The sequence below is a fragment of the Halopseudomonas sp. SMJS2 genome, from assembly GCF_029866945.1.
Classification (GTDB): domain Bacteria; phylum Pseudomonadota; class Gammaproteobacteria; order Pseudomonadales; family Pseudomonadaceae; genus Halopseudomonas; species Halopseudomonas bauzanensis.
This window is the reverse complement of sequence record NZ_CP123445.1, coordinates 3,334,294-3,357,166: the sequence shown is the minus strand read 5'-3', so window position 1 is coordinate 3,357,166 and position 22,873 is coordinate 3,334,294. Positions and strand designations below refer to the sequence as shown.

The 22,873-nt window shown below is 62.4% G+C and carries 20 protein-coding genes and 1 pseudogene; 7 read left to right on the top strand and 14 right to left on the bottom strand.

Annotated elements, in window-relative coordinates; genetic code table 11:
- Positions 1-28 precede the first annotated feature (28 nt).
- Positions 29-334 carry a hypothetical protein gene (locus QAO71_RS15685; protein WP_036988960.1) on the top strand — a complete coding sequence of 102 codons (306 nt, stop codon included), beginning with the start codon at positions 29-31 and terminating at the stop codon, positions 332-334.
- Between the two features lie 67 nt (positions 335-401).
- Here QAO71_RS15685 and QAO71_RS15680 read toward each other — a convergent pair whose 3' ends face one another.
- From QAO71_RS15680 to QAO71_RS15655, 6 genes are read right to left on the bottom strand one after another with little or no spacing between them, the layout of a single operon-like run.
- Positions 402-1,100 (bottom strand): HAD family hydrolase, encoded by a 699-nt coding sequence (locus QAO71_RS15680; RefSeq protein WP_348273400.1) that lies wholly within the window; start codon positions 1,098-1,100, stop codon positions 402-404.
- 14 nt (positions 1,101-1,114) lie between these two features.
- Complete coding sequence (xerC, locus tag QAO71_RS15675; RefSeq protein ID WP_280165697.1) at positions 1,115-2,008, bottom strand: tyrosine recombinase XerC; 894 nt, start codon at positions 2,006-2,008, stop codon at positions 1,115-1,117.
- 14 nt (positions 2,009-2,022) lie between these two features.
- Entirely contained in the window at positions 2,023-2,730 is a 708-nt protein-coding gene (locus QAO71_RS15670) for a DUF484 family protein (RefSeq protein WP_036988962.1), read from the bottom strand.
- Positions 2,727-3,557 carry a diaminopimelate epimerase gene (gene dapF, locus QAO71_RS15665; RefSeq protein ID WP_280164850.1) on the bottom strand — a complete coding sequence of 277 codons (831 nt, stop codon included), beginning with the start codon at positions 3,555-3,557 and terminating at the stop codon, positions 2,727-2,729. The genes QAO71_RS15670 and dapF overlap by 4 nt, the downstream gene beginning before the upstream one ends.
- A gap of 1 nt (position 3,558) precedes the next feature.
- Positions 3,559-4,812, bottom strand: a complete 1,254-nt coding sequence (lysA, locus tag QAO71_RS15660; protein WP_280164849.1) for a diaminopimelate decarboxylase — start codon at positions 4,810-4,812, stop codon at positions 3,559-3,561.
- Between the two features lie 8 nt (positions 4,813-4,820).
- Positions 4,821-4,967 carry a lipoprotein gene (locus QAO71_RS15655; protein WP_083392483.1) on the bottom strand — a complete coding sequence of 49 codons (147 nt, stop codon included), beginning with the start codon at positions 4,965-4,967 and terminating at the stop codon, positions 4,821-4,823.
- A 92-nt stretch (positions 4,968-5,059) separates the two neighbouring features.
- Between QAO71_RS15655 and cyaY the strand changes: the two genes are divergently transcribed.
- Positions 5,060-5,395, top strand: coding sequence for an iron donor protein CyaY (gene cyaY / locus QAO71_RS15650; RefSeq protein ID WP_036988965.1), 336 nt, complete (start codon positions 5,060-5,062; stop codon positions 5,393-5,395).
- A gap of 55 nt (positions 5,396-5,450) precedes the next feature.
- On the opposite strand, the gene QAO71_RS15645 is transcribed toward cyaY, so the two are convergent.
- Positions 5,451-5,690 carry a TIGR02647 family protein gene (locus tag QAO71_RS15645; RefSeq protein WP_036988966.1) on the bottom strand — a complete coding sequence of 80 codons (240 nt, stop codon included), beginning with the start codon at positions 5,688-5,690 and terminating at the stop codon, positions 5,451-5,453.
- A 173-nt stretch (positions 5,691-5,863) separates the two neighbouring features.
- Here QAO71_RS15645 and QAO71_RS15640 point away from each other — a divergent pair, with 173 nt between their 5' ends.
- On the top strand, positions 5,864-6,526 hold the full coding sequence (locus QAO71_RS15640) for a glutathione S-transferase (protein ID WP_280164848.1): 663 nt from the start codon (positions 5,864-5,866) through the stop codon (positions 6,524-6,526).
- Positions 6,527-6,834: 308 nt separating this feature from the next.
- Here QAO71_RS15640 and QAO71_RS15635 read toward each other — a convergent pair whose 3' ends face one another.
- The 4 genes and pseudogenes from QAO71_RS15635 to QAO71_RS15620 all read right to left on the bottom strand — a co-directional run bounded on the left by QAO71_RS15635 (position 6,835) and on the right by QAO71_RS15620 (position 13,778).
- Positions 6,835-8,742, bottom strand: a complete 1,908-nt coding sequence (locus QAO71_RS15635) for a beta-ketoacyl synthase (protein WP_280164847.1) — start codon at positions 8,740-8,742, stop codon at positions 6,835-6,837.
- A 228-nt stretch (positions 8,743-8,970) separates the two neighbouring features.
- The gene (locus QAO71_RS15630) at positions 8,971-10,158 is read right to left on the bottom strand and encodes an osmoprotectant NAGGN system M42 family peptidase (RefSeq protein ID WP_036988969.1); all 1,188 of its coding nucleotides are present in this window, start codon (positions 10,156-10,158) and stop codon (positions 8,971-8,973) included.
- A 10-nt stretch (positions 10,159-10,168) separates the two neighbouring features.
- On the bottom strand, positions 10,169-11,926 hold the full coding sequence (ngg, locus tag QAO71_RS15625) for an N-acetylglutaminylglutamine synthetase (protein ID WP_280164846.1): 1,758 nt from the start codon (positions 11,924-11,926) through the stop codon (positions 10,169-10,171).
- Between the two features lie 2 nt (positions 11,927-11,928).
- Positions 11,929-13,778 (bottom strand): annotated as a pseudogene (locus QAO71_RS15620) (asparagine synthase-related protein).
- 207 nt (positions 13,779-13,985) lie between these two features.
- On the opposite strand from QAO71_RS15620, the gene QAO71_RS15615 reads away from it, so the two are divergent.
- Positions 13,986-14,447, top strand: coding sequence for a MarR family transcriptional regulator (locus QAO71_RS15615; protein WP_083392482.1), 462 nt, complete (start codon positions 13,986-13,988; stop codon positions 14,445-14,447).
- 28 nt (positions 14,448-14,475) lie between these two features.
- On the opposite strand, the gene QAO71_RS15610 is transcribed toward QAO71_RS15615, so the two are convergent.
- The gene (locus tag QAO71_RS15610; RefSeq protein WP_036988972.1) at positions 14,476-15,150 is read right to left on the bottom strand and encodes a DUF2931 family protein; all 675 of its coding nucleotides are present in this window, start codon (positions 15,148-15,150) and stop codon (positions 14,476-14,478) included.
- The gene (locus QAO71_RS15605) at positions 15,147-17,108 is read right to left on the bottom strand and encodes a DUF2235 domain-containing protein (protein WP_280164845.1); all 1,962 of its coding nucleotides are present in this window, start codon (positions 17,106-17,108) and stop codon (positions 15,147-15,149) included. Before QAO71_RS15605 ends, QAO71_RS15610 begins: the two co-directional genes overlap by 4 nt.
- A gap of 207 nt (positions 17,109-17,315) precedes the next feature.
- On the opposite strand from QAO71_RS15605, the gene gabD reads away from it, so the two are divergent.
- From gabD to QAO71_RS15590, 3 genes are read left to right on the top strand one after another with little or no spacing between them, the layout of a single operon-like run.
- Entirely contained in the window at positions 17,316-18,776 is a 1,461-nt protein-coding gene (gabD, locus tag QAO71_RS15600) for an NADP-dependent succinate-semialdehyde dehydrogenase (protein WP_280164844.1), read from the top strand.
- A gap of 29 nt (positions 18,777-18,805) precedes the next feature.
- On the top strand, positions 18,806-20,077 hold the full coding sequence (gabT, locus tag QAO71_RS15595; protein ID WP_280164843.1) for a 4-aminobutyrate--2-oxoglutarate transaminase: 1,272 nt from the start codon (positions 18,806-18,808) through the stop codon (positions 20,075-20,077).
- Positions 20,078-20,118: 41 nt separating this feature from the next.
- Entirely contained in the window at positions 20,119-21,357 is a 1,239-nt protein-coding gene (locus QAO71_RS15590; protein ID WP_036988976.1) for an FAD-dependent oxidoreductase, read from the top strand.
- A gap of 15 nt (positions 21,358-21,372) precedes the next feature.
- Here QAO71_RS15590 and QAO71_RS15585 read toward each other — a convergent pair whose 3' ends face one another.
- Complete coding sequence (locus tag QAO71_RS15585) at positions 21,373-22,833, bottom strand: phospholipase D-like domain-containing protein (protein WP_280164842.1); 1,461 nt, start codon at positions 22,831-22,833, stop codon at positions 21,373-21,375.
- Positions 22,834-22,873 lie beyond the last annotated feature (40 nt).

Genomic DNA, 22,873 nt, shown 5'->3' with positions numbered 1-22,873 from the left:
ATAGCCAAGTTTCAAGCGGAGGAACGCCATGAGTGAAGACGATATCGAAGATGATGACCTGCAGGAAGAAGAGGTGGACAACAGTGATGTTGATGAAACCGATGCCATGGAGAGCGATGATGAGCCCGCGGTAAAACCGCGCAAGAAGTCGGCCAATCAGGAAGACCCCCTGGAAGGGTTGTCCCTGGAAGCCAAGGCTCGGGAGCGTGAAATGCTGGCGCGGCAGATGGAGGAGTTCCTTGCACGCGGCGGCAAGGTTCAGGAAGTCGACAACAACGCACTGGGTGATCCGCCGAAAAAGCCAGAAGGGAAGTACGGCAGCCGGCCGATCTGACGTATCGCGGTATTGACGAGCCCGTCGGTCGCCGCGGGCTCGTTGTATTTCCATCGGGCGCTGACGCTCAGCCCCGATAATTGCGCAGCCAGTCGGGAATCTCGCTCAGGCAGCGCACCTCGCCATGGGGGCGTTCCGCCTCCGCCCACTCCAACCCCAGACGGTTGAACCACAGGGTGTGCAACCCCGCTTCACGGGCACCCTGAATGTCATCGATCGGGTGATCACCGATATGCAAGGCCTGATGCGGCTCCACCCCGGCGCGCTCCAGCGCGGCGAGAAAGGGCGCGGGGTCGGGTTTGCTCAGACCAATCTCGTCGGCGGAAACGATGATCTTGAAATACTTTTCCAGCCCCAGCCGACGCACGTCGGCATTGCCATTGGAAATGGTCGCCAGCTGATAATGCCGCGCCAGCTCTTCCAGCAGCGGCTCACAGTGGGGAAAGAAGGTCAGCGCATGGCGCGCTTCGAGAAACACCTCGAAGCCGGCCAGCGACAGCTCCGCCGCCTGCTCGGCGGTATAACCAGCCTTGCGCAGCCCATGTTCCAGCACGGCGATGCGTAGCGCGGTGACGCGGTGGCGCAGCGCGGGGTCGCCAGCCAGCACCTCATGGCGCAGAGCCTGTCGGGCTTCCCGGTCCAGCCGCTGGGTGAACAGGGGAGCGTGCCGGTCCAGCCACTCCAGCAGCGTCTGCTCGGCAGCCGCGACCACCGACTCGGTCTCCCACAGGGTGTTGTCCAGATCAAAGGTCAGCAATTGAAACATGATAAGCAATCCGTTCAGTCTTCAGACTTGCGTCTGGCACGGGGGTGAGCGCTGTCATACACCTCGGCCAGATGCTGGAAATTCAGATGAGTGTACACCTGGGTGGTGCTGATATCGGTATGGCCCAGCAGCTCCTGAACCGCGCGCAGATCGCCTGATGACTCCAGCAGATGGCTGGCAAAGGAATGCCGGAGCATATGCGGATGCAGATGTTGGCCGATATGCTCGACCCCGTAACGCCGCACCCGCAACTGGATAGCCCGTGGCGTCAGCCGCCGGCCCTGCATGCCAACGAACACCGGCTGGCTGGTGTCCGCCACTACCGGCCGTACCTTGAACCAGCTGCGCAAAGCTTGGCGTGCCATACGGCCCACCGGCAGCACCCGGGTCTTGTTGCCCTTGCCGATGACCCGGACTTCGCCGGCATCGATATCCAGCCGGCCCATGTCCAGGCTGGCCAGTTCCGACAGGCGCAGACCAGAGGAATAGAAGAGTTCGAGCATGGCGTGGTCGCGGATCGTCAGCCAGTCTTCTTCCTCGCCGGTATCGAGCAGCTGTGCCGCCAGGTCGGCGTCCAGGGTGCGCGGTAGCTTGCGGGGGGACTTGGGCGGGCGCAGGTCCAGCGCCGGGTTGTGCCGGCAACGCCGTTCGCGCAACAGGTAGCGATACAGGCTGCGCACCGCGCTCAGCTCGCGTTGCAGGCTGCGACCGGACAATCCGGCTTGATGCCGGCTTGCGATATAGAGCCGCAGCAGGGCGCTGTCCACCGCGTTCCAATCGCTGACCTGGCGCTCGGCCAGAAACCGGCACAGGCTGTCCAGATCACGGCGATAGGCCTCCAGCGTGCGAGGCGACAGCTGCCGCTCGCTGCGCAGATGCCCGAGGAACGCCTCCAGCTCCGTCAGCAGCGGCGCGCTGCTCACTACAGGCTCCGCGGCTCGCTGCTCAGCGGTCGCTGGCGCAGCAGCACCCGGGCCAGGGCGTCGGCGATATAACCGAGAAACAGGGTGCCGGTGGCGCTCTTGTATTGCTGCGGGTCGCGGCTGCCCAGCGCCAGCACGCCATGCAGCCCTTGATGCTGAATCGGTGCCAGAGCGGTGGAGGCGACTTCCTCGCCCTGGGGACCGAACAGGAAGGTCAGCTCATGGCTGCGCAGCACTCCGGTGAGGGTCTTGCCGCTGTCCAGCAGATGGCCGATGGCCTCGCGGGCTTCGCTGTGCGTGGTGTAGCGGGCGTTGCCGATGCGTGGTGTCTCGCTGAACAGGATAAGGGCGACGAAGGGCACCTGGAAATCATCACGCAGACTGTCTTCGATGGTGGCGATCACCTCTTCCACGTCTGGCGATTCCAGCAGGTTGAGAATCAGCCGGCGGCTTTTCTCGAACAGCCGGTCGTTTTCCCGGGCCACATCCATCAATTGGCCGAGCCGATGGCGCACGTCGATATTGCGTTCGCGTAGCAGCTTGACCTGCCGCTCCACCAGCGATACAGCCTGACCTGACTGATGCGGAATGAGCAGCTCGGGCAGCAGCTCGTCATGCTCGACAAAAAATGCCGGATGGCGACGCAGATAATCGGCCACAACGGTGGCATCCAGTTCGGTGGCTGGCGGCTGGCTGGTTGTACTCATATGCGTATCTGTCCTTCGTAGACCCGGGCGGCGGGTCCGGTCATCATTACCGGCTGGCCGGGGCCGGCCCATTCGATTTTCAGGTTGCCGCCTGGCAGGCGTATGGTCACCGGGGATTTCAGATGCCCGAGCCGGATGCCCGCCACCGCAGCCGCACAGGCACCGGTGCCGCAAGCCTGGGTCTCGCCGGCGCCGCGCTCATGGACGCGCAGCCGCGCCTGATGCTGATCCACCAGTTGCATGAAACCGGCATTGACCCGGTTGGCGAAGCGCGGATGATGCTCGATCAGCGGGCCGATGTCAGCCACCGGATAGTGGTCGAGGTCATCCACCAGGGTCACGCAATGGGGATTGCCCATGGATAGCGCGGCCACTTCCAGCGTCTGGCCATTGACCTCCAGCGGGTAGCTCACGGCTTCATGGTCGGCGGCAAAGGGGATCTGCGCCGGGGTGAAGCGCGGCGCGCCCATGTCCACCGTGACCTGGCCGTCACGGCGAACATTCAGGGTGATCAGGCCGCCCGCTGTTCCCACGCGGATTTCCGATTTGGCGGTCAGGCGCTTGTCCTGCACGAAGCGGGCGAAACAGCGCGCGCCGTTGCCGCACTGCTCCACTTCGCTGCCATCGGCATTGAAGATGCGATAGCGGAAATCCACATCGGGATGGCCCGGCGGTTCCACCACCAGCAACTGATCGAAGCCGATGCCGGTGTGCCGATCGCTCCACTGGCGGATCAGTTTCGGCGACAACTGGGCGTGCTGGGTCACCAGGTCGATGACCATGAAATCATTGCCCAGGCCGTGCATCTTGGTGAATCGCAGCAGCATGTCAGGCCTCGGGCAGCAGTGACTCGCCGGCGAACAGCTCGCTGACCGTCTCCCGGCGGCGAATCAGATGTGTTGCCGTACCGTCCACCATCACCTCGACCGCACGGGGGCGGGTGTTGTAGTTCGAGCTCATGACGAAGCCGTAGGCACCGGCCGAACGCACCGCCAGCAGGTCACCCTCGGCCAAGGCCAGTTCCCGGTCCTTGCCGAGGAAGTCGCCGGTTTCGCAGACCGGGCCGACCAGATCCCAGGGCTTGGCCGCCACGTCGGTGCGTGGACGCACGGCATCGATGCCCATCCAGGCGCTGTACAGAGCCGGGCGGATCAGGTCATTCATGGCCGCGTCGATGATGGCGAAGTTCTTGTGCTCGGTCGGCTTCAACAGGTTGACCTGGGTCAGCAGCAGGCCGGCATTGGCAACGATCGAACGGCCCGGTTCGAACAGCAGGGTCAAATCGCGCCCAGCCACTTTCTCCCGCACCTTGGCCAGATACTCACCCGGCGTGGGTGGGGTTTCGTCGTCGTAGGTCACGCCCAGCCCGCCACCCAGATCCAGATGGTGGACCTGGATACCCTCGGCAGCCAGTTGATCGACCAGCAGCAACATGCGATCCAGGGCATCGATCAGCGGGGTGTCATCGGTCAGTTGGGAGCCGATATGGCAATCCGCACCCTGCACGTCCAGATTGGGCAGAGCTGCAGCCCGGCGGTATACCGCGAGCGCTGAGGCAATATCGATCCCGAACTTGTTTTCCTTGAGGCCGGTAGAGATGTAGGGGTGGGTCATGGCATCCACATCGGGGTTGACCCGCAGGGATACCGGCGCCTGCACGCCCAGCTCGGCAGCGACCTTCTGCAGGCGCTCCAGCTCGGCGGTGGATTCCACGTTGAAGCACTTGATGCCGACTTGCAGCGCGCGGCGCATCTCGTCCTCGGTCTTGCCCAGGCCGGAGAACACCACCCGCGCCGGATCACCACCGGCGGCCAATACCCGCTCCAGCTCGCCGCCGGACACGATATCGAAGCCGGCACCCAGGCGAGCCAGCAGGTTCAGCACTGCCAGGTTGGAATTGGCCTTTACCGCGAAGCAGACCAGGTGGGGCTGGCCGGCCAGGGCCGAATCCCAGGCCAGGAAGGCCTGCTCGATGGCGCGGCGCGAATAGACGTAGCAGGGCGTGCCATACTGCTCGGCGATGGCGGACAGGGCAACGGCTTCGGCGTGCAGTTCGCCGTTCTGGTATTCAAATTCACTCATGAAGTATTTCAGTTTCCGGTAGGTTGCTGGGTCATTTCTTCCCGGGCCGGATCAACCGGCTGGCCGGCTGGCTCTTCGGGCATGTATAGCGGGCCTTTCTGGCCACAGCCGGCGAGGATCAGAAGCATGAAGAATGCCGCAATGGATTGTTTCATGGTGGAATCCTGGTTGATAAACGGACAATATCCGGCAGTATACCCAGCCCGGGAGTCCGGCGCACCCGCCGCAGAAGCAGGAAAGGAAGGCAATGCAAGAATTGAATGAAAGCGAATTCCACCGTCAGGTTGATCTGATTCAGGACCGTATCGAGCAGGCGCTGGACGCTGCCGACTTGGATCTGGACATGGAACAGACCGAAGGGTCACTGATATTGATGCTGGCCGCCGGCCCGCGGCTGGTCATCGGCCGACAGCCGGCTTCGCGCGAGCTATGGGTGGCGACCCCGGATGGCACCTTGCACTTTGGCTATCAGCCGGCGCACGGATGGATCCATGACAGCGACGGTGAAGCACTCGGTATCGTGCTGGCGCAGGTGCTGGGAGATCTGTCGGGAGATGAGGTGGAGCTGGATCTGGACGAGTAAGATGAGCCATCGCCGCTCCTCATGCCGAGCGGCGATCCATCGAGATATCGCTGACTTATTTCGCGCGCAGTATGGTCATCAGCGCCTGGGCATGTTCCGCCGCTTCCAGCCCGAGACTGGTCAGATAGCCGCCATCATCCATCGTGGTAAGCCCCCGCCGATACAACCGTGCGGCCGTCTCCACCGTAGTGGCCGACGCCTCCCGCTGATGTACCTTGAGCCCCGCCTGGGTATTGGCGAGATCGTATTGGACCAGCAGATTGATATCGTCGATTTCTTCGGAAGTCAGTGACATGGGCAGTACCTTTTCTGATAGACGGTAAACTACACCTGCAGTCTAGCCAGCGCGGAACGCGGTAGCAATGCGGCTATCGGCTCTGGTGAAATTCATGGCTGTGATGGACTGGACGTGCCCCGGGTTCCTGATCAACACTGGCATCTTTCAAAAACAAGATGGATAGAACGACGATGCTCAGACTTCACGGATTTGCAGTCAGCAATTACTTCAATATGGCCAAACTGGCGCTGCTGGAAAAAGGCGCAGATTTCGAAATCAACACCGTCCACAGCAGCCAGGATGCCGAGTTTCTGGCCAAGAGCCCGCGCGGCAAGGTGCCTTTTCTGGAAACCGAGCAGGGTTTCATCAGCGAAACCAACGTCATCCTGGAATATATCGAAGAGACCCAGGGCGGCAAGGCGCTGCTACCAAGCGTTCCCTTCGCTCGGGCGACCGTCAGGGCGCTGGCCAAGGAAATCGAACTGTATATCGAGCTGCCGGCGCGCAGCTGCTACCCGGAGGTATTCTTCGGTGGCAAGGTGGAACAGAGCGTGAAAGACAAGGCCAAGGCCGATCTGCAGGCCGGCGTCGCCACCCTGCGTCGCCATGGCAGTTTCGCGCCCTATGTGGCGGGTAGCGAAATGACCATCGCCGATATCCTGTTCCTCTACAGCATCGACCTGGCGCAGATCGTCGGCAAGAAACTGTTCGGCATCGATCTGTTGGGTGACTGGCCAGAGGCCCAGGCCTTGCTGGAGCTGCTCAACCAGAACCCCCATGTTCAGAGCATCGCTGCGGACAAGAACGCCGAAATGGCCGCCTTTATTGCCGCCATGGCCGGTCAGCGCAAGTAAGGTCTGATTGCGCGCGTATCTGGGAGAGCTGTCGAGCTGGTGCTCGACAATCCCAGGGCGGGCCATGACTGGAGTGAACTCCTGGGAGATTCGAGCGCCAGCTCGTATCTTGCTGGCGGTTGCCGCGGTGCTAGGCTGACAGGAGTCTCTGCCCCGCCTATGGCGGAGGCTGTCGCGCAGCCCCCCGTGTTATGCACCTGAGCCCGATTATTTCGGGTATTGGCCGGCCTGTGTGGGAGCGGCCTTGGTCGCGAAGGGGCTGCTGCTGACCCTGTTCGCGGCCAAGGCCGTTCCTACAATGAGCCTGCTCAGTCGAGCATGTCGGAAAAACGCGCATCCTGCTTGAACACCAGCGGCTGGCTGAAACCGGGAATGCGCATCTGCTCGGTGCTGATCTGAATATCGCTCTCGTCGATCATGTCCTTGCCGAAGTTGTAGATCACATCCAGCTGACCCAGCAATGCCCGCTGCCCATAAGCGGCGGCAACCTTGCGCACTTCCTCGCGGCGGGTTTCATAATCGGCAAAGCGCTCGGCGCCGTAACGCTTGCGCAGCATGCGCTCGACCGGCTGGGGGCCCAGCACTACCGCACTGGAGTTGTTGCCGCCAAAACCCTTGGAATTGATGAAGCACACTTCCAGCGGATTATCGGCGCGTGATACATCGGTGGTGCTGAAGCGCAGGTGCTGCTGGTGGACATCCGCGGCGATGCTGTCGATGGTCTTGATGCCGGGAATGATCTGGTACTTGAAGGTGCCCAGGGCCGAGGCCAACTGGTCGGCGCTGGCGCTGGCCAGAGAATGGCCAACAAAGGCCTTGACCGCCGCCACGGGCAGTTCTTCGATACCGAAGGCGGCTGCCACCTCATCGATCAGCTGTGACTCGGTGACCCGATTGGCCGGGGTGCTGGAGCCGTGGGCATGTACGAAGCTGCGCTGGCGGACCCGCTCCGGGCCGAGAATCTGCATGGCGCTGTGGACGGACTTGGCCATGGTCAGATAGTTGCCCGGGCCGGGAGCGGAAATGGACTTCTTGAACCCATCGGCGCCGACAAACACATCCGGCACCGCCCCATGGATATCGGCACCCAGCTCCAGCGCCAGTTCATCGTCCATGAGCATGAAGAACTGCCCCGACTCGGCCAGGGTGAAGCCGCAGTTCTGGCTGAACGGACGGCTGGCCCGGCGGAAGTCCACCTCATCCCGACCTTCGATATTGCGCAGGCCTTCTTCGGTGGCCAGGGCGCTCATGGCGCCGTAGCCCTCGATGCATTCCTGGGTGATGGGCGCTTCGCTGCTGCCGACCAGCACCACACGGGCGCGGCCGCTGCCGATCATCTCGATGCCTTTCTGCAGGTTGTACAGGAAGCTGGCGCAGGCGCCGGTAATGGCGCCGGTGGTGCCGACGCTGCCCAGTACATAGGCGTTGATGAAATCCGCCGGCATGCTGTTCAGCCCCAGGGCCAGTTGCTTGGCGCTGACCCGGTGGCCTTTCAGGCGCGACTGCATCATGCCGCCGAAGCTGAACTCATCCAGCTGGCTCATGATGCTGCTGGCGAACACAGCGACTTGGTCGGGCTCGACATGCTCGAGAATGTGCTGCCAGGCCAGGCCGGTGGAATGCAGGGCATCTGCCGCCGCAACGATGGCCATCTGCAGGCCGCGGGGGTGGAAGCGTGAATTGTACTGTTCGCCCGGCTCAAACCCGGTGGGCAGTTGGCCGGCGGATTTGACCGCCAGGGGCCGATAGCTGTCGACCTTGAGCTCACAATTGCCGGCGATGGTGACACGGGCTTCGCCGTTATCCAGCACCTCCGCGGTCCAGCCCGCAGGCAACGGCTCTGGCAATTGCTTGGCCAGGGTAATGAACGAGAGGGGTTGATCCGCTTCCAGGCCGACCGGCAGCGCCTTGTGCCAATGGGCTGCGTCCACGTCCAGGTGACGCTTTTCTATGCGGCGTACCAGAGTGCCATCGAGAATCTGTTGCCCGAAGCGCTGCTCGATGTCCGCTGGCGTGAGAATCTGCCCCGCGTCATCCAGGTAACGATCATTCTCTGCGCGTACCAGCCCCATCAGCACGGCCAACCCCGCCAGGGTTTCCTGACGCTCGGCGGCGGGCAGTGATTCGATCACGGTGCGCCGAAAGCCATGGTGAAACGAGCTGCGGCCGGCGGCGTTGTAACCACCGAAGCCGACAATGACCGGTAAACGCGACATCAAGCAAGACTCCTCGCTGTTTCGCTGCGTGGCTCCGGTACGTAGCGACCGGAGCGGGCTGACATCCTGACGGATACTCGAGAGTATCGTCCAAAGACCAGCAGGCATCGAATTGGGTTTGATTGCATAGGCAGACGAGGAATGTAACCCGATGGTCACGTTTAGACTAGGGTGTTTCTCAAACAGCGGTGGCCGAATCGCTGTCAGGATGCGGGGGATGGCCGCAACCTATTCCTTTTCCCTGTCACAGGCAAATATCTGTTCCAGGGGCGGCAGCGGGGTTTCGCCGGTCAATGGCATGTCGGCATCGGTCTGCAGGTGGAAGTTCTCCAGCGGCGCGCTGTCGCGATCATCATGCTCGAACACCGGTGGGCTGAAGACATAGGCAATCAGCAGGCGCGTCAGAGCTTCCAGGCTGTCGCGGTGGGTGCGCTCGTAGCCATGGGTCGCGTCTGTGCCGAAGGCGATCAATGCCACCCGGGTGTCGTTGCCGGCGCGGACCGCCGATTCGGCGTCGCTGTGGTAGTAACGGAAAATATCGCGCTGCACCGGAATCTCGTCCCGCGCGCAAAGGTTCAGCAGGTGTCGGCTCAGATGATAATCGTAGGGCCCGCTGGAATCCTGCATGCACAGGGTCACGGCATGCTCGGTGGACGCCTGCCCGGGAGCCACCGGCGCGATATCCACGCCCACAAATTCGCTGACATCCCAGGGCAATGCGCCTGCCGCGCCGGAGCCGGTTTCCTCGGTGATGGTGAACAGAGGGTGGCAGTCCAGGGGCAGGGCCTGGCCACTGTCGACAATATACTTGATGGCCGTGAGCAGGGCAGCGGCGCCGGCCTTGTTGTCCAGATGGCGTGCGCTGATGAAGCCGTTGTCGGTGAACTCCTGTAACGGGTCGAAGGCAACGAAATCACCGATGGCGATACCCTCGGCTTCGGTTTCGGCGCGGCTGGTGGTGCGAATGTCCAGGCGCAGCTCGATGGTGTCCCAGTTCACCGGCAGGGTGTCGACTTCGGTATTGAAGGCGTGCCCGGAAGCCATCAGTGGTAGTACGCTGCCCCGGAAACAGCCATGCTCGGCGAACAGGCTGACCCGGCTGCCCTCGGCGAAGCGGCTTGACCAGCAGCCGATGGGCGTGAGTTTCAGGCGGCCGTTGTCCTTGATTTCGCTGACCATGGCGCCCACGGTATCCAGGTGGCTGGCAATGGCGCGGTCGGGTGTGCGCTGGCGGCCCTTGAGCGTGGCGCGGATAGTGCCGCGCCGGGTCAATTCATAGGGCACGCCCATGGCGTCGAGATGTTCGGCGACATAGCGCACGATGCCGTCGGTGAAACCGGTCGGGCAGGGAATGGCGAGCATTTCCAGTAGCACCTGCCGCAGATATTGCATGTCGGGTCCGGGGCTGGGTTGCATGAGTCCTCCATCAGGTTGACGAACCGGGCTGACTGAGCGGAAACAGCATGTCGATGAAGCACTCTGCTGTAGGGCGGGGCTCGTGGTTGGCCAGCCCCGGGCGCTCATTGGCCTCGATGATGACGTAATCGGGTTGGTCGACGGCGGGGACCAGCAGGTCCATGCCGACCATGGGAATGTCCAGCGCGCGGGCGGCGGTGATGGCGCACTCGCGCAAGGTGGGGTGCAGTTCATCGGTGACATCCACCAGGGTGCCGCCGGTGTGCAGGTTGGCGGTGCGGCGTACCTGCAGATGCTGGTCGGCGGGCAAGACGCTGTCCAGGGTGAAGCCGGCCGCTGCCACGGTGCGGCAGGTCTCGTCGTCCAGCGGGATGCGGCTTTCGCCATCGGTGCTGGCCTGCCGGCGGCGGCTCTGCTTTTCGATCAGTTCGCGAACGGTCTTGCGGCCGTCGCCGCAGATCTGCGCCGGCTTGCGGATGGCGGCGGCGACCACCTGAAAGTTGATCACCACGATGCGCAGGTCGTCGCCTTCGTGGAAGCTCTCCAGCAGCACGCGGCTGTCGAAACGGCGGGCCGCTTCGATGGCCTGCTCCAGGGTCTGCGGGTCACGGATATTGACCGCCACGCCATTGCCCTGCTCGCCGTTGTCAGGCTTGACCACCAGCGCGCCATGCTCGGCGAGGAAGGCGGCGTTGGCCTCCGGGTCGGCGGCAAGACGGTAGGCGGGTGTGTTCAGCCCGTGGCGCTGCAAACAGTGATGAGTAAGCTGCTTCTGTTGACACAGGGTCATGCTGACAGCGCTGGTCAGATCGCTGAGCGACTCGCGGCAACGGATGCTGCGCCCGCCTTGGGTCAGGGTGAACAAACCGGCTTCGGCATCGTTGACGGTGACCTCGATGCCTCTACGACGGGCCGCCCGGGTGATGATGCGGGCGTAGGGGTTAAGTCCTTCATCCTGCTCCGGGCCGAGAAACAGCGGCTGATTGATGCTGTTCTTGCGTTTGATGGTGAAGGTGCGCAGCTGGCGGAAGCCGAGCTTGTGATACAGCGCCTTGGCCTGGGTATTGTCATGTAGCACCGACAGGTCCAGATAGGCGCTGCCCCGGCTCATGAAATACTCCACCAGGTGCCGCACCAGCATTTCACCGACGCCGAAGCGCTGGGTCTTGCTGTCCGCTGCCAGGCACCAGAGGCTGGAACCCTTGTCGGGATCGTCATAGGCGCGGGCATGGTTCAGGCCCATTACCGTGCCGATGATCTCGCCGCTGTCGGCATCCTCGGCAAGCCAGAAATCCGGCCCACCGGATTTTCGTGGCGTCAGGCGCTGCGGATTGACCTGGACCATGCCATTGGACAGATACAGGGTATTGATTGCCTGCCAATCCGCATCGCATTGCGGGCGGCGGATGTGAAAGCCGCGCATGCCGTTGTGCGCCGGGCGGTAGTTGCTGAACCACAGGCGCAGGGTGTCGGAAGGATCAAGGAACAGTTGCTGCGGCGCGAAGGACAGCACCACATGAGGGTCGGCAACATAGAGTGCGATATCGCGCTCGCCGGGCGTTTCCTGCAGCAGCGTGTCGGCTAGCCGCTGTGGGTCCTTGAAGGTATGCCCGATCAGCAAGCGACCCCAGCCACAATCGAGGGTGACGTCGCGCAACTCTTCGGCAGGGGGTTGGCCCTGCTGGGCATGACCGGCCTGCAGCCGCTCCCAGGTGGGCGTCTGGCCGCGCTTGAGGCGTTGTTGTTCGGGTGGCATCGGTCGACTCATGGTCACACCCCTTGGGCGTCGAGCCACAGGTCCAGCACCGCCAACTGCCACAGCTTGGAGCCGCGCAGGGGGGTGATGTGATCCATGGGATTGCGCAGCAATGTATCGATGTAGGCTTCATTGAACAGCCCGCGTTCCCGGGCGCGGCGGCTGGTGAGGCTGTCGCGGACCCAATCCAGGGTGCTGCCCTGCAGGTATTTCAGTCCCGGCACCGGGAAGTAGCCCTTGGGCCGGTCGATCACCGCGGCGGGAATGATCTTGCGCGCTGCTTCCTTGAGTACGTATTTGCCATCGCCGGGCAGCTTGAAGCGCCCCGGGATGCGTGCGGCCAACTCCACCAGCTCATGGTCGAGAAAGGGCACCCGTGCTTCCAGGCCCCAGGCCATGGTCATGTTGTCGACCCGTTTGACCGGATCTTCCACCAGCATCACGGTGCTGTCCAAGCGCAGTGCCTTGTCCAGGCCCTGCGCGGCGCCGGGACGGGCGAAGTGATCGCGGATGAAATCGCCGGCATGGTCCTGCTGGACCCAGGCAGGCTGGACAGTGTCGCGGTACTCGTTGAAGTCCCGGTCCATGAACGCCTGCTGGTAGGCGGCGACCGGATCGGCGGCCTGATCGACCTGGGGATACCAGTGATAGCCAGCGAAGATTTCGTCGGCGCCCTGACCGCTCTGCACCACCCGGCAGTGCTTGGAAACCTCACGGGACAGCAGGTAGAAGGCGATGCAGTCGTGGCTGACCATGGGTTCACTCATGGCCGTCAGTGCATCGGGCAGGCCGCTGAGGATCTCCTGCTCGGGAATCATCAGCTGATGATGGTCGGTGGCGTAATGCTCGGCGATCAGGTCGGAGTAGCGGAACTCGTTGCCCGCTTCGCCGTTGACGTCGGCGAAGCCGATTGAGAATGTCTGCAGGTCACGGCGCCGGAGTAGCGGAACTCGTTGCCCGCTTCGCCGTTGACGTCGGCGAAGCCGATTGAGAATGTCTGCAGGTCACGGGCGCCCGCCTCGTGCAGCAGGCCCACCAGCAGACTGGAATCCACCCCGCCAGAGAGCAGCACACCCACGTCCACCGCCGCGAGATTGCGCCGTTTGACTGCCGCACGCAGACTGTCAAGCACGCGGTCCTGCCAGGCTTCGAAGGGCAATTCCCGCTCATCGGCGCGCGCACCGTATTCCAGCGTCCACCAGCACTGTTGTTCGCGCTGGCCCTGGGCATCGATCCGCAGCCAGTGGCCGGGCGGCAGTTTCTGCACGCCGTTGAGGACGGTCAGCGGTGCTGGCACCACCGAATGGAAGGACAGATAGTGATTCAGCGCCACCGGGTTGATTGAGGTATCCAGATCACCGCCGCGCACCAGCGCCGGCAGGCTGGAGGCGAAGCGCAGGCGCTGGCTGGTCTCGGACAGATACAACGGCTTGATGCCCAGGCGATCACGGGCCAGAAACAGGCGCTGGGTATCGCGCTCCCAGATGGCCAGGGCGAACATGCCGTTGAAGCGCTCGAGCATCTTTTCGCCCCAGGCGTGATAGGCCTTGAGTACTACCTCGGTATCACCATCGGAAAAGAACCGGTAACCCATGATCTCCAGCTCGCCGCGCAGGGCTGGATAGTTGTAGATGGCACCGTTGAAGACCAGACTCAGACCCAGTTGCGGATCGGTCATGGGCTGACCGGAGGCTTCGGCCAGGTCCATGATCTTCAGTCGGCGATGGCCCAGGGCGACCGGGCCGGTGGACCAGATACCGGCGGCGTCCGGGCCACGGCTGACCATTTGTCCGGTCATTCGGGCCAGGGCAGTCAGGTCCGCCAACTGGCCATCAAAACGAAATTCTCCCGCCAATCCACACATCTACTACTCCTTGGTTTGGGGTGAGGTCGTCATGGCGACCTACAATGAAGATAGTTTGAAGTGGAAATTAATCTGCCGATTTTCCATTGCTCAATCCTTGGAAACCGCGGGCGCGGTTTGGTTTAAAGGTTTTTTGGCCAAAGGGAGCGGGGTCTGTGGCAGAATGCCCGCCCACCGAGGCCGTTTGTTTGCCGGGAGCGAAACCACATGATGCACGACTTGTATCTGGCCCTGCGGCGGCTGCAGCGCGCCACCGAGATTCACGCCAAGCGGCTGGGCCGCCACAGCGGCCTGACGCCTATCCAGCTGTTGATCCTGCACAGCATTCAGGCGATGGGTGAAGGCACGCTCGGCGCCCTGGCCAAACAGGTCAGCGTGTCCCAGGCGACACTCAGCACCATCATCGACCGCCTGGAAAACCGCGAGCTGCTCAAACGCGTACGCAGCCAGAGTGACAAGCGCAAGGTGCACCTGACCCTGACAGCCAAAGGCGAGGCGGCCATCCAGGCCGAACCGGCATTGCTGCCCAGCGCTTTTCTCGAGCGTTTCGGCAAGCTTGCCGACTGGGAGCAGCTGATGTTGCTGGCCAGCCTGCAGCGGGTGGCCGGGTTATTCGAGGAAGGCCAGCAATCTTCCCATGTGTTGATGGATGACGAGCCGCTGGTGTAGCGGGCTCGTTGTAATAGCGAGCATGAGCCTACCAACTGTCGAAGGGAATCTCATGAGTGTCGATATAGCTTTTTGCGGCGGGAGAGAGTGGTCTGTGCTGACCGCCTGACGTTCCGTCGTAAGGCCCCTCGGGATGAATGGAACCGGTGAATCGGCCGATTTCGACAGGTTCAAGGCAGTCCCCGCTCAACCATGCTTTGGCAATGCCGCCGGGAGCTAGTCCAACAGTGATAATGGCTCTGTAGTCCTGAATATACTGACCATCAAAATGGCAGAAGGTGGGATAGGTGGTGACCATTTCCTTTCGTATAGCCTCTGGTATATCGATCCGCACCCGGTAGGTCTGTGGCTCGGCCAATGATTGCCAACGTACAAACACAATTTCGGGTAGGTCGATACCGGTCATGGGGCGGGTAGCGCCGGCTCCTGGTCTGGCTGGCCAACCGCTCGGGTTGCCCCGATTATTGGGTGGGCTCTGGATGGACGCGAGACCGCCATGTACCCGGTAATAGCCCACTCCGCGCTGATCCAGCACATCGACGCTCTCGACCCAGACCTCCATATAGTTGGGTGCCAGCAGGCCGATTTCCCAGGTGCGGTAGGGCAGGTCCGGTGGCGGCGGATGCAGCGGATCCTGGACAGATTGGCTGGTGCAACCGGCCATGAGTATCAACAGACTGCAAGCCAGCAGAAAACGTCTCATACTGGATAGCCTCTCTGTGGCTGATCGCTATAAACCGCACGCTGATTCCCGCTGCGTGGTTTGTTCACCATAAAGCCATATGTCGATGTCCAGTTGGCCGAACTGTGGATGTAGCGACTGTGCAGAAAGCGTTTCTCCGCTTGACTCAGTTCTGCACTCTGACCGGTCATGGCAGAACTGATGACTTTATGGGCGATAGGTTGCAAGTCGGCGGGTATGTTCATTCGCCGATCCAATTCGTCGATTGCGCCAAGCGGGGCATTATGCTGGATTGCCTTGGCATGCATCACCCGCAACGCAACCCGCGACAGCTCGCCCCGCACCATCCGATCTAGCCCCAGAGCCAAGAGGACATCCCTGGCTTGCCGGTGCCCATTTTGGCTACCCGTCGAGGGCGGCAGGGCAATATTTTCATGAATGAACTTGCCCTCTCCGGGCAAACCTCTGGCGCGTAGTTCGCGCTCCTCCGCCTCTCTGGCCCGCCATTCCCGTGATTGTTCCACTTTGGCCCGATCGACGCTTTCCATCGAATAATACGCAGCGCGGCAGAGGCGCGGCCGTCCGATCAGTAGGCGCTCACGTAGCACGGCCGGATAGCCGCCACCGAGATTGGAATGTACTCCAGGCAACGCCAATTCTTCATGACTGGTATGCACCCGGTTGAGGCTGAAGTTATGCCGGTGCTCATCGGCCGCGGTCAGGTGAACCACCTTTCTGGCGCAGCCGGGCGGCAGGTGCAGATTGACGCCGGGGTTGTGGCTGTCTCCGACACTGAGATTGCCGCTCAAAGGGGCGGCAACCGCGGCGACGGTGTCGAACAGACCGATAAAGTTGATACTCACGTGGGTTGACCAGTCAAAGTCGGCAGCCATTGCTGGCAGTTCATGATTCAATTGGCTGGCCATTACACCACCTGAGGGCTTGAGTGCTTCGTTGGCAAAATGCCGTGCAGCGGCAGCCCCACGACTGAAACCGAAGATATCGAACTCGACTCTTTCGATAAGCAGTTGCGGATTCCCGTTCAGTAATCGGCGCAGCTTTGCCATTATCAGCGTAGGGCTTTCGCTGACACGAGCGACCACCCCCGTTCGGCCCTGTCCCATTGCCAACCCCGTGGTGGAATCTTCGCTGCCGCCAGTTGTACCTATTCCGTCGATATAGACTTTAAGGCTTGCTGCCTTGGTATTTTCTTCCACGAGGGCATCGGCCTGATCTTCATACAGGTCATACAACAGCGCCACGTTACTCAATTCATTGCCATAACTGCTGCCGGGCAACTGATCATAAAGCCCATCGCCATTGGTGTCCCGGTAATCATGGGTTTCGCACAGCTGACGGATATTACTCAGGGTCTGTTCATCGAATTCATGCAGATCCTGGCGACGGCACTCGGCGGTAAGGGCGGCGTTGCCCAGATTGTTGCCGGTGCCGTCGAAGAACATGCCCAGGCGCAGGGTGATGCGTTGCTTCATCGGCAGCTCGCGTTCTTCCTCCTCTTCTTCCTCTTCAAAGGAATGAGGCGGATTATCGCCAACCGCATTTTGTCGGAATTGCCCAGGCGTTGGCGCGCCGGTGCCAGGAGCTAATAGACTGGCGCCACTTGCTTTGGCAAGGGTCTGAGCCGATGCCGTGTTGCCCGAGCTGCCAGATCCGCTGCGAGATGCAGAGCCCGCGGCGCTACCGCTGCCGATAAACACCGTACCCTCTGCCAGCAGCGTATTTGATCCGGCCGGGCAACCGCAGGCTACATAATCCCCGGCACGGGCGGCAGGGCCGGCGGGCCGCATAATCGTTCGTGGGCCAACCGCAACAATGGGGCCGACACCCTTCTTGCATTTCGGGCAACTGGCCATGTGTCCCACCGAGCTCGCTACCAGACCATCGAACATGATGCCGGGATTACCTTCAATAACCGCCCCGCCGGTGGACGTCCTTGAGCCTATGCCTATCTTGATCATCACTGTCCCTGTGCCTTGGAAACCGGTTATGCCCCGGGAGCTGCAATGATCCCGATGAACCATCAGGAGGGTCAAAAGGTTTATCGTGTGGTTGGGAGGTGGGTCACAATGCGCCTTGTCTGAATTTCCTCGGCGACATAGCATGTTTGAAATATCAAACGCCGATATGGCAAAGCATGATGCCATTTCTGGACATGAGGACTCTCCATGGAATTGCACGCCCCCGAACTGTTCCGCCAGCAGGCTTTCATCAATGGCACCTGGTGCGAGGCCGAGCGCGGCCAGCGTACCGAGATTTTCAATCCTGCCACGGCCGAGCGGTTGGGCAGCGTGCCGGATATGGGTGCCGAGGAGACCCGCCGGGCCATTGCTGCGGCGCAGGCGGCGCAGCCGGCCTGGCGTCGGCGCACGGCCAAGGAGCGCGCGGGCGTTCTGCGTCGCTGGTTTGAGTTGATCATGCAGCATCAGGAAGACCTGGCGCGAATCATGACCGCGGAGCAGGGCAAGCCGCTGGCCGAGGCCCGGGGCGAGATTGCCTATGCCGCCTCCTTTATCGAATGGTTCGCCGAGGAAGCCAAGCGGGTCTACGGCGATCTGATCCCCGCTCATCAGAACGACAAGCGCATTCTGGTACAGAAGGAGCCGGTCGGTGTGACGGCAGCGATCACGCCGTGGAACTTCCCCTCGGCGATGATCACCCGCAAGGCCGGGCCGGCGCTGGCGGCGGGCTGCGCCATGGTGCTCAAGCCCGCGCCGCAGACGCCCTTCTCCGCATTGGCGTTGGTCGCCCTGGCTGAGCAGGCGGGTTTGCCGGCCGGCCTGCTCAGTGTGGTCACCGCTGGGGTGGATAATTCCCGGGACGTGGGGGCTGAGCTGTGCGCCAGCCCGGTGGTGCGCAAACTGTCGTTCACCGGTTCCACCGCCGTCGGCGTCCAGTTGATGCAGCAATGCGCGCCGAGCCTGAAGAAGTTGTCCCTGGAGCTGGGCGGCAATGCGCCCTTTATCGTCTTCGACGATGCCGATCTGGATGCGGCAGTGGAAGGCGCGATGATTTCCAAGTACCGCAACGCCGGTCAGACCTGCGTCTGCGCCAACCGCCTCTATGTGCAGGACGGGGTATACGACGCCTTCGCCGAGAAGCTCGCCGTGGCGGTGCGCCGGCTGGAGGTGGGCGATGGCATGCGCGAGGGTGTCACCACCGGCCCGCTGATCAATGCCGAGGCGGTGCAGAAGGTGCAGCGCCACGTTGCGGACGCGGTGGCGGGCGGTGCGTCCCTGCTCGCCGGTGGCCACCCCCATGCCCTGGGCGGCCTGTTTTTCGAGCCGACCATTCTCACCGAAGTGAACAGCAGCATGCTGATCGCCCGAGAGGAAACCTTCGGTCCGGTGGCGCCGCTGTTCCGTTTTACTGATGAAGCCGACGTGGTTCGCCAGGCCAACGATACCGAATACGGCCTGGCCGCTTACTTCTATGCTCGCGACCTGAGCCGGGTATTCCGCGTGGCCGAGGCGCTGGAGTACGGTATGGTCGGGGTGAATACCGGGCTCATCTCCACCGAAGTGGCGCCTTTCGGCGGCATGAAGGCTTCCGGGCTGGGCCGCGAAGGCTCGAAGTACGGCATGGATGAATATCTGGAAATCAAATATGTGTGCCTGGGCGGCATCTGACCCGCCGGCAGAGAGTGGAGGACAGCGACATGGCAGACAACAATGAGTCCCTCATGCAGCGGCGCGAGCAGGCGGTGCCCCGGGGCGTCGGACAGATTCACCCGGTATTTATCGAACATGCGGAAAACGCCACCATCGTCGATGTGGAGGGCCGCCAGTACATCGATTTTGCCGGTGGTATCGCCGTGCTCAATACCGGTCATCGCCACCCCAAGGTGATCGATGCGGTCAAGCGCCAGCTGGAGCTGTATACCCACACCTGTTTTCAGGTAGTGGCCTATGGGCCCTATGTCGAGCTGTGTGAACGCATCAATGCGTTGGTGCCCGGTGACTTCGCCAAGAAAACCCTGCTGGTCACTACCGGCTCCGAGGCGCTGGAAAATGCGGTGAAGATCGCCCGCGCCGCCACCGGGCGCGCCGGGGTGATTGCCTTTGCCGGCGGCTATCATGGCCGGACCATGATGACCCTGGCGATGACCGGCAAGGTCATGCCCTACGCCTCGGGCATGGGGCTGATGCCGGGTGGCGTGTTTCGCGCCCGCTTCCCCGATGCGCTGCACGGCGTCAGCGAGGACGATGCCATCGACAGCATCGAGCAGATCTTCAAGAACGATGCCGAACCCCGGGACATCGCGGCACTGGTAGTCGAGCCGGTGCAGGGCGAGGGTGGCTTCCGCATGGCTTCGCCGCAGTTCATGCAGCGCCTGCGGGCACTGTGCGACCTGCATGGCATCGTCCTGATTGCCGATGAAGTGCAGACCGGCGCTGGCCGTACCGGGAGCTTTTTCGCCATGGAGCAGATGGGCGTGACGGCGGACCTGACCACCTTCGCCAAATCGGTGGCCGGCGGCTTCCCATTGGCGGGTGTCTGCGGCCGCACCGAGCTGATGGATGCCATTGCTCCGGGCGGGTTGGGCGGTACCTATGCCGGCAACCCGGTATCCTGCGCCGCGGCGTTGGCCGTGCTGGATGTGTTCGAGGAAGAAAACCTGCTGGCGCGTGCCCGTACCCTGGGCGACATGTTGACCAGTCGGTTACGCCAACTGGCCGAGAGCGACAAGCGCATCGCCGAAGTACGTGGTCTCGGCGCCATGGTGGCCTTTGAATTGATGAAGCCGGACGGCGCACCTGATCCGGAGCTGGCCAGCCGGCTGGTAATGCGCGCGCGGGAGAAGCAGCTGTTGCTGCTGTCCTGCGGTCAGTACGCCAACGTGATTCGTATCCTGGTGCCGCTTACCGCGACGGATGGGGAAGTGGAAGAGGGGATGGCTATTATGGCCGGGTGTCTGGCTGCACTCTGAAGAGTGAAGCCACCTGCAAACGCTGATTGAATGGGGACGTGATGCAAGTATTCGATGTGGCCATCGTCGGCGCGGGACATGCGGGCGCTCAAGTCGCCAGCCTGTTGCGCCAACGGGGGTTCGCGGGAACGCTGGGGATACTGGGGGATGAACCGGAACTCCCCTACGAACGACCGCCCCTGTCCAAGGACTATCTTGCGGGGGAGAAGCCGTTCGAACGCCTGCTGTTGCGAGCGGAGGACTTCTGGCGCAACCATGATATCGAGCTATTGCGCGGCACTCGTATCGACAGAGTTGATGTCCAGGCACGGCGCCTGTATGCCGGCTCGGGTGAATGCTTCGGCTATGGCAATCTGATCTGGGCCGCTGGCGGCTCGCCGCGGCGTCTCACCTGTCCCGGCCACGAGCTGGCCGGCATTCATTATGTGCGGACCCGGCAGGACGTTGATCGGCTGCGGGCCGAGCTTGATCACACCCGGCAGGTGGTAGTCATCGGTGGCGGTTATATCGGTTTGGAGACGGCGGCGGTGCTGCAGCAACTCGGCCGGAGCGTGACCCTGCTGGAGGTGCAGAACCGGGTACTGGCGCGTGTCGCAGGCGAATCCCTGTCTCGCTTTTATGAAGCCGAGCATCGTGCCCGAGGTGTTGATGTACGGCTCAGTACCCGTGTCGACCGCATTATCGGTGAGGCTGGCAGGGTGATGGGTGTGGCTTTGGCGGATGGCCCTCTATTGCCCGCCGAGATGGTGGTCGTCGGTATTGGTATCGAGCCGTCAGTGGCCCCCCTGGCCGAGGCCGGGCTGACGCAGGCCGCTGGAGGTGTGCTGGTGGATGAGTATTGTCGCAGCAGTGCTGCGAATATTTTCGCCATCGGTGATTGCGCCGCCCACCGCAACTGCCATTCGGCGCTGGACGGTCCGATCCGCTTGGAGTCGGTGCAGAATGCCAATGACCAGGCGCGGGTCGTGGCCGATAGCCTGACAGGCAAGCCGCAGCCCTATACCGCGCTGCCCTGGTTCTGGTCGGATCAGTACGATCTGAAACTGCAAACGGTCGGGTTGTCAGCGGGACATGACCAGACGGTAATGCGGGGCGACCCGGCCAATCGCAGCTTTTCGCTGGTCTATCTACGTCAGGGGCGGGTGCTGGCAGTGGATAGCGTCAATCTGGCGCGGGACTTTGTCCAGGCCAAAGCGTTGGTGCAGGCTGGCGCGACTGTGGATGTCGAAGCACTGGCCGATGCGTCCACTTCGTTGCGAGCAGCGTTGAAGCCTGCCTGAGGCGGGCTTTGCCTCTCAGAACGTCGACAACCCCGCCGCCTCCATCAACCGATACAGCCCATAGCGGCCGACATTGTGATCGGCGAAAGCCTCGTAGGGCAGGCTGTATTCGATCCCATCCGCGTTATTCCACAGCGCCTCGAAGACGTTCCTCGCCCGCATCATGGTCGGGTCATCATGCCCGGCAACCAATTGCACATCGGTTTCCAGGTTCAGGCTATCCAGATTGCGTCGGGTGAAATTGGCCGAGCCGCTGATCAGCTCGCTGCTGCCATCGGCCCGATCCAGACGCAGCCATTTGCGGTGGCATTGCTCGCCGCTGGTGTTGCACCAGCGCACCGGAATGCCAGCGCGGTGCAGGTCCCAGCCGACCTGGCGGTTGGGGATGCCGTTCTTCTCGCGGCCGAACGCATCGCGGTTGGGGTCGAGCAGGGCGCGGACGATCACGCCCCGCTGGCGGGCGGCGATCAGTGCCTCGATCAGTGATCGGTGCGAAAGATAGAAGACTTCCATATCGAGTTGGTCGCCGGGCGCGGCGCTGTCGATCATCTGCAGCAATGCATCACGTACCGCACCTTCGGTGAGGACGCGCAGCCTGGCTTCCTCCGTTATGGGTGTCGCGGCTGGTGGCTGCGGCCAGTGGCGGGTATCGACACGCGCCAGCGCGGCCACGGCCTGTTCGGTCTGCAGCAGATCCAGCGCCGCCGGGCCGCTGAAACGCAGCGCCTGGTTGGAATGACGACTGCTGGCATCATGCGGGTTGGCCGAGGTGACCAGCGCCGACCAGCTGTCGCCGGCATCGACTACCAGGGTCTTGCGGTGATTGGCGCGGAAGTTGGCCAGGTGCAGATAGCTGCGCAGGGTAACCTTGCCATCACCCACCGGGTTGGGCAGCCAGCCGCCCTCGGTGCTGTTGCCGACGAAGCGGCAACACAGATTCCACAGGCCGGACCACAGGGGGTTGGAGGCGGGCAACTGCTCCAGCGGGGTCAGCACCACCCGCACGCCGGCCTGCTGCAGGGCTTGCAGTTGGCGGTTGTTCACTCCGCCATACAAGGTATTGAAGGGATCGGTGATCAGTATGACCTCAGGTGCGGTCCGCCGCTGCCGGGCAGCGATCAGCGCCTGGGTCAGTTCGGCAGACAGGGGACGGAAGCTGTTCTCGTCGGCAAACTCATTGAACAGGAACATATCCACGACCACCAGCCGCCGGGCGCCGTTGATCATCGCCAGCGCCTCGTCAAAGATCTGCTGTTGGCTGATCCGCTCGCCATCACCAGCCTGCCAGGTCTGATCCAGCAACAGTTGCACGTCGGTGGCGGGTCGCCAGGGCTGGCTGACCGCCAATCCTTCCGGCATGGGTCGGTTGGCCTCGAACAGGCCCATGCCGACCCACAACAGCAAGAACAGCAGAGCCAGTCGGCGCAACGGTCTGGGCCGCCGTTTGCGGCGATTGACCCGGCGGAGAATATCCATATACCTGCCTTCATGATCGGGTTGATCCCGCATGCTAACC

What these genes read in the sequence shown, in the direction of transcription:
- QAO71_RS15590 (WP_036988976.1), top strand. Translation starts at nt 20,119, where the DNA reads ATGCAAGTATTCGATGTGGCCATCGTCGGCGCGGGACATGCGGGCGCT.
- lysA (WP_280164849.1), bottom strand. Translation starts at nt 4,812, where the DNA reads ATGAGTGAATTTGAATACCAGAACGGCGAACTGCACGCCGAAGCCGTT.
- QAO71_RS15670 (WP_036988962.1), bottom strand. Translation starts at nt 2,730, where the DNA reads ATGAGTACAACCAGCCAGCCGCCAGCCACCGAACTGGATGCCACCGTT.
- QAO71_RS15680 (WP_348273400.1), bottom strand. Translation starts at nt 1,100, where the DNA reads ATGTTTCAATTGCTGACCTTTGATCTGGACAACACCCTGTGGGAGACC.
- QAO71_RS15655 (WP_083392483.1), bottom strand. Translation starts at nt 4,967, where the DNA reads ATGAAACAATCCATTGCGGCATTCTTCATGCTTCTGATCCTCGCCGGC.
- QAO71_RS15635 (WP_280164847.1), bottom strand. Translation starts at nt 8,742, where the DNA reads ATGTCGCGTTTACCGGTCATTGTCGGCTTCGGTGGTTACAACGCCGCC.
- QAO71_RS15640 (WP_280164848.1), top strand. Translation starts at nt 5,864, where the DNA reads ATGCTCAGACTTCACGGATTTGCAGTCAGCAATTACTTCAATATGGCC.
- ngg (WP_280164846.1), bottom strand. Translation starts at nt 11,926, where the DNA reads ATGAGTCGACCGATGCCACCCGAACAACAACGCCTCAAGCGCGGCCAG.
- gabD (WP_280164844.1), top strand. Translation starts at nt 17,316, where the DNA reads ATGGAATTGCACGCCCCCGAACTGTTCCGCCAGCAGGCTTTCATCAAT.
- gabT (WP_280164843.1), top strand. Translation starts at nt 18,806, where the DNA reads ATGGCAGACAACAATGAGTCCCTCATGCAGCGGCGCGAGCAGGCGGTG.
- QAO71_RS15610 (WP_036988972.1), bottom strand. Translation starts at nt 15,150, where the DNA reads ATGAGACGTTTTCTGCTGGCTTGCAGTCTGTTGATACTCATGGCCGGT.
- QAO71_RS15605 (WP_280164845.1), bottom strand. Translation starts at nt 17,108, where the DNA reads ATGATCAAGATAGGCATAGGCTCAAGGACGTCCACCGGCGGGGCGGTT.
- QAO71_RS15685 (WP_036988960.1), top strand. Translation starts at nt 29, where the DNA reads ATGAGTGAAGACGATATCGAAGATGATGACCTGCAGGAAGAAGAGGTG.
- cyaY (WP_036988965.1), top strand. Translation starts at nt 5,060, where the DNA reads ATGCAAGAATTGAATGAAAGCGAATTCCACCGTCAGGTTGATCTGATT.
- QAO71_RS15630 (WP_036988969.1), bottom strand. Translation starts at nt 10,158, where the DNA reads ATGCAACCCAGCCCCGGACCCGACATGCAATATCTGCGGCAGGTGCTA.
- QAO71_RS15645 (WP_036988966.1), bottom strand. Translation starts at nt 5,690, where the DNA reads ATGTCACTGACTTCCGAAGAAATCGACGATATCAATCTGCTGGTCCAA.
- QAO71_RS15615 (WP_083392482.1), top strand. Translation starts at nt 13,986, where the DNA reads ATGATGCACGACTTGTATCTGGCCCTGCGGCGGCTGCAGCGCGCCACC.
- QAO71_RS15585 (WP_280164842.1), bottom strand. Translation starts at nt 22,833, where the DNA reads ATGGATATTCTCCGCCGGGTCAATCGCCGCAAACGGCGGCCCAGACCG.
- dapF (WP_280164850.1), bottom strand. Translation starts at nt 3,557, where the DNA reads ATGCTGCTGCGATTCACCAAGATGCACGGCCTGGGCAATGATTTCATG.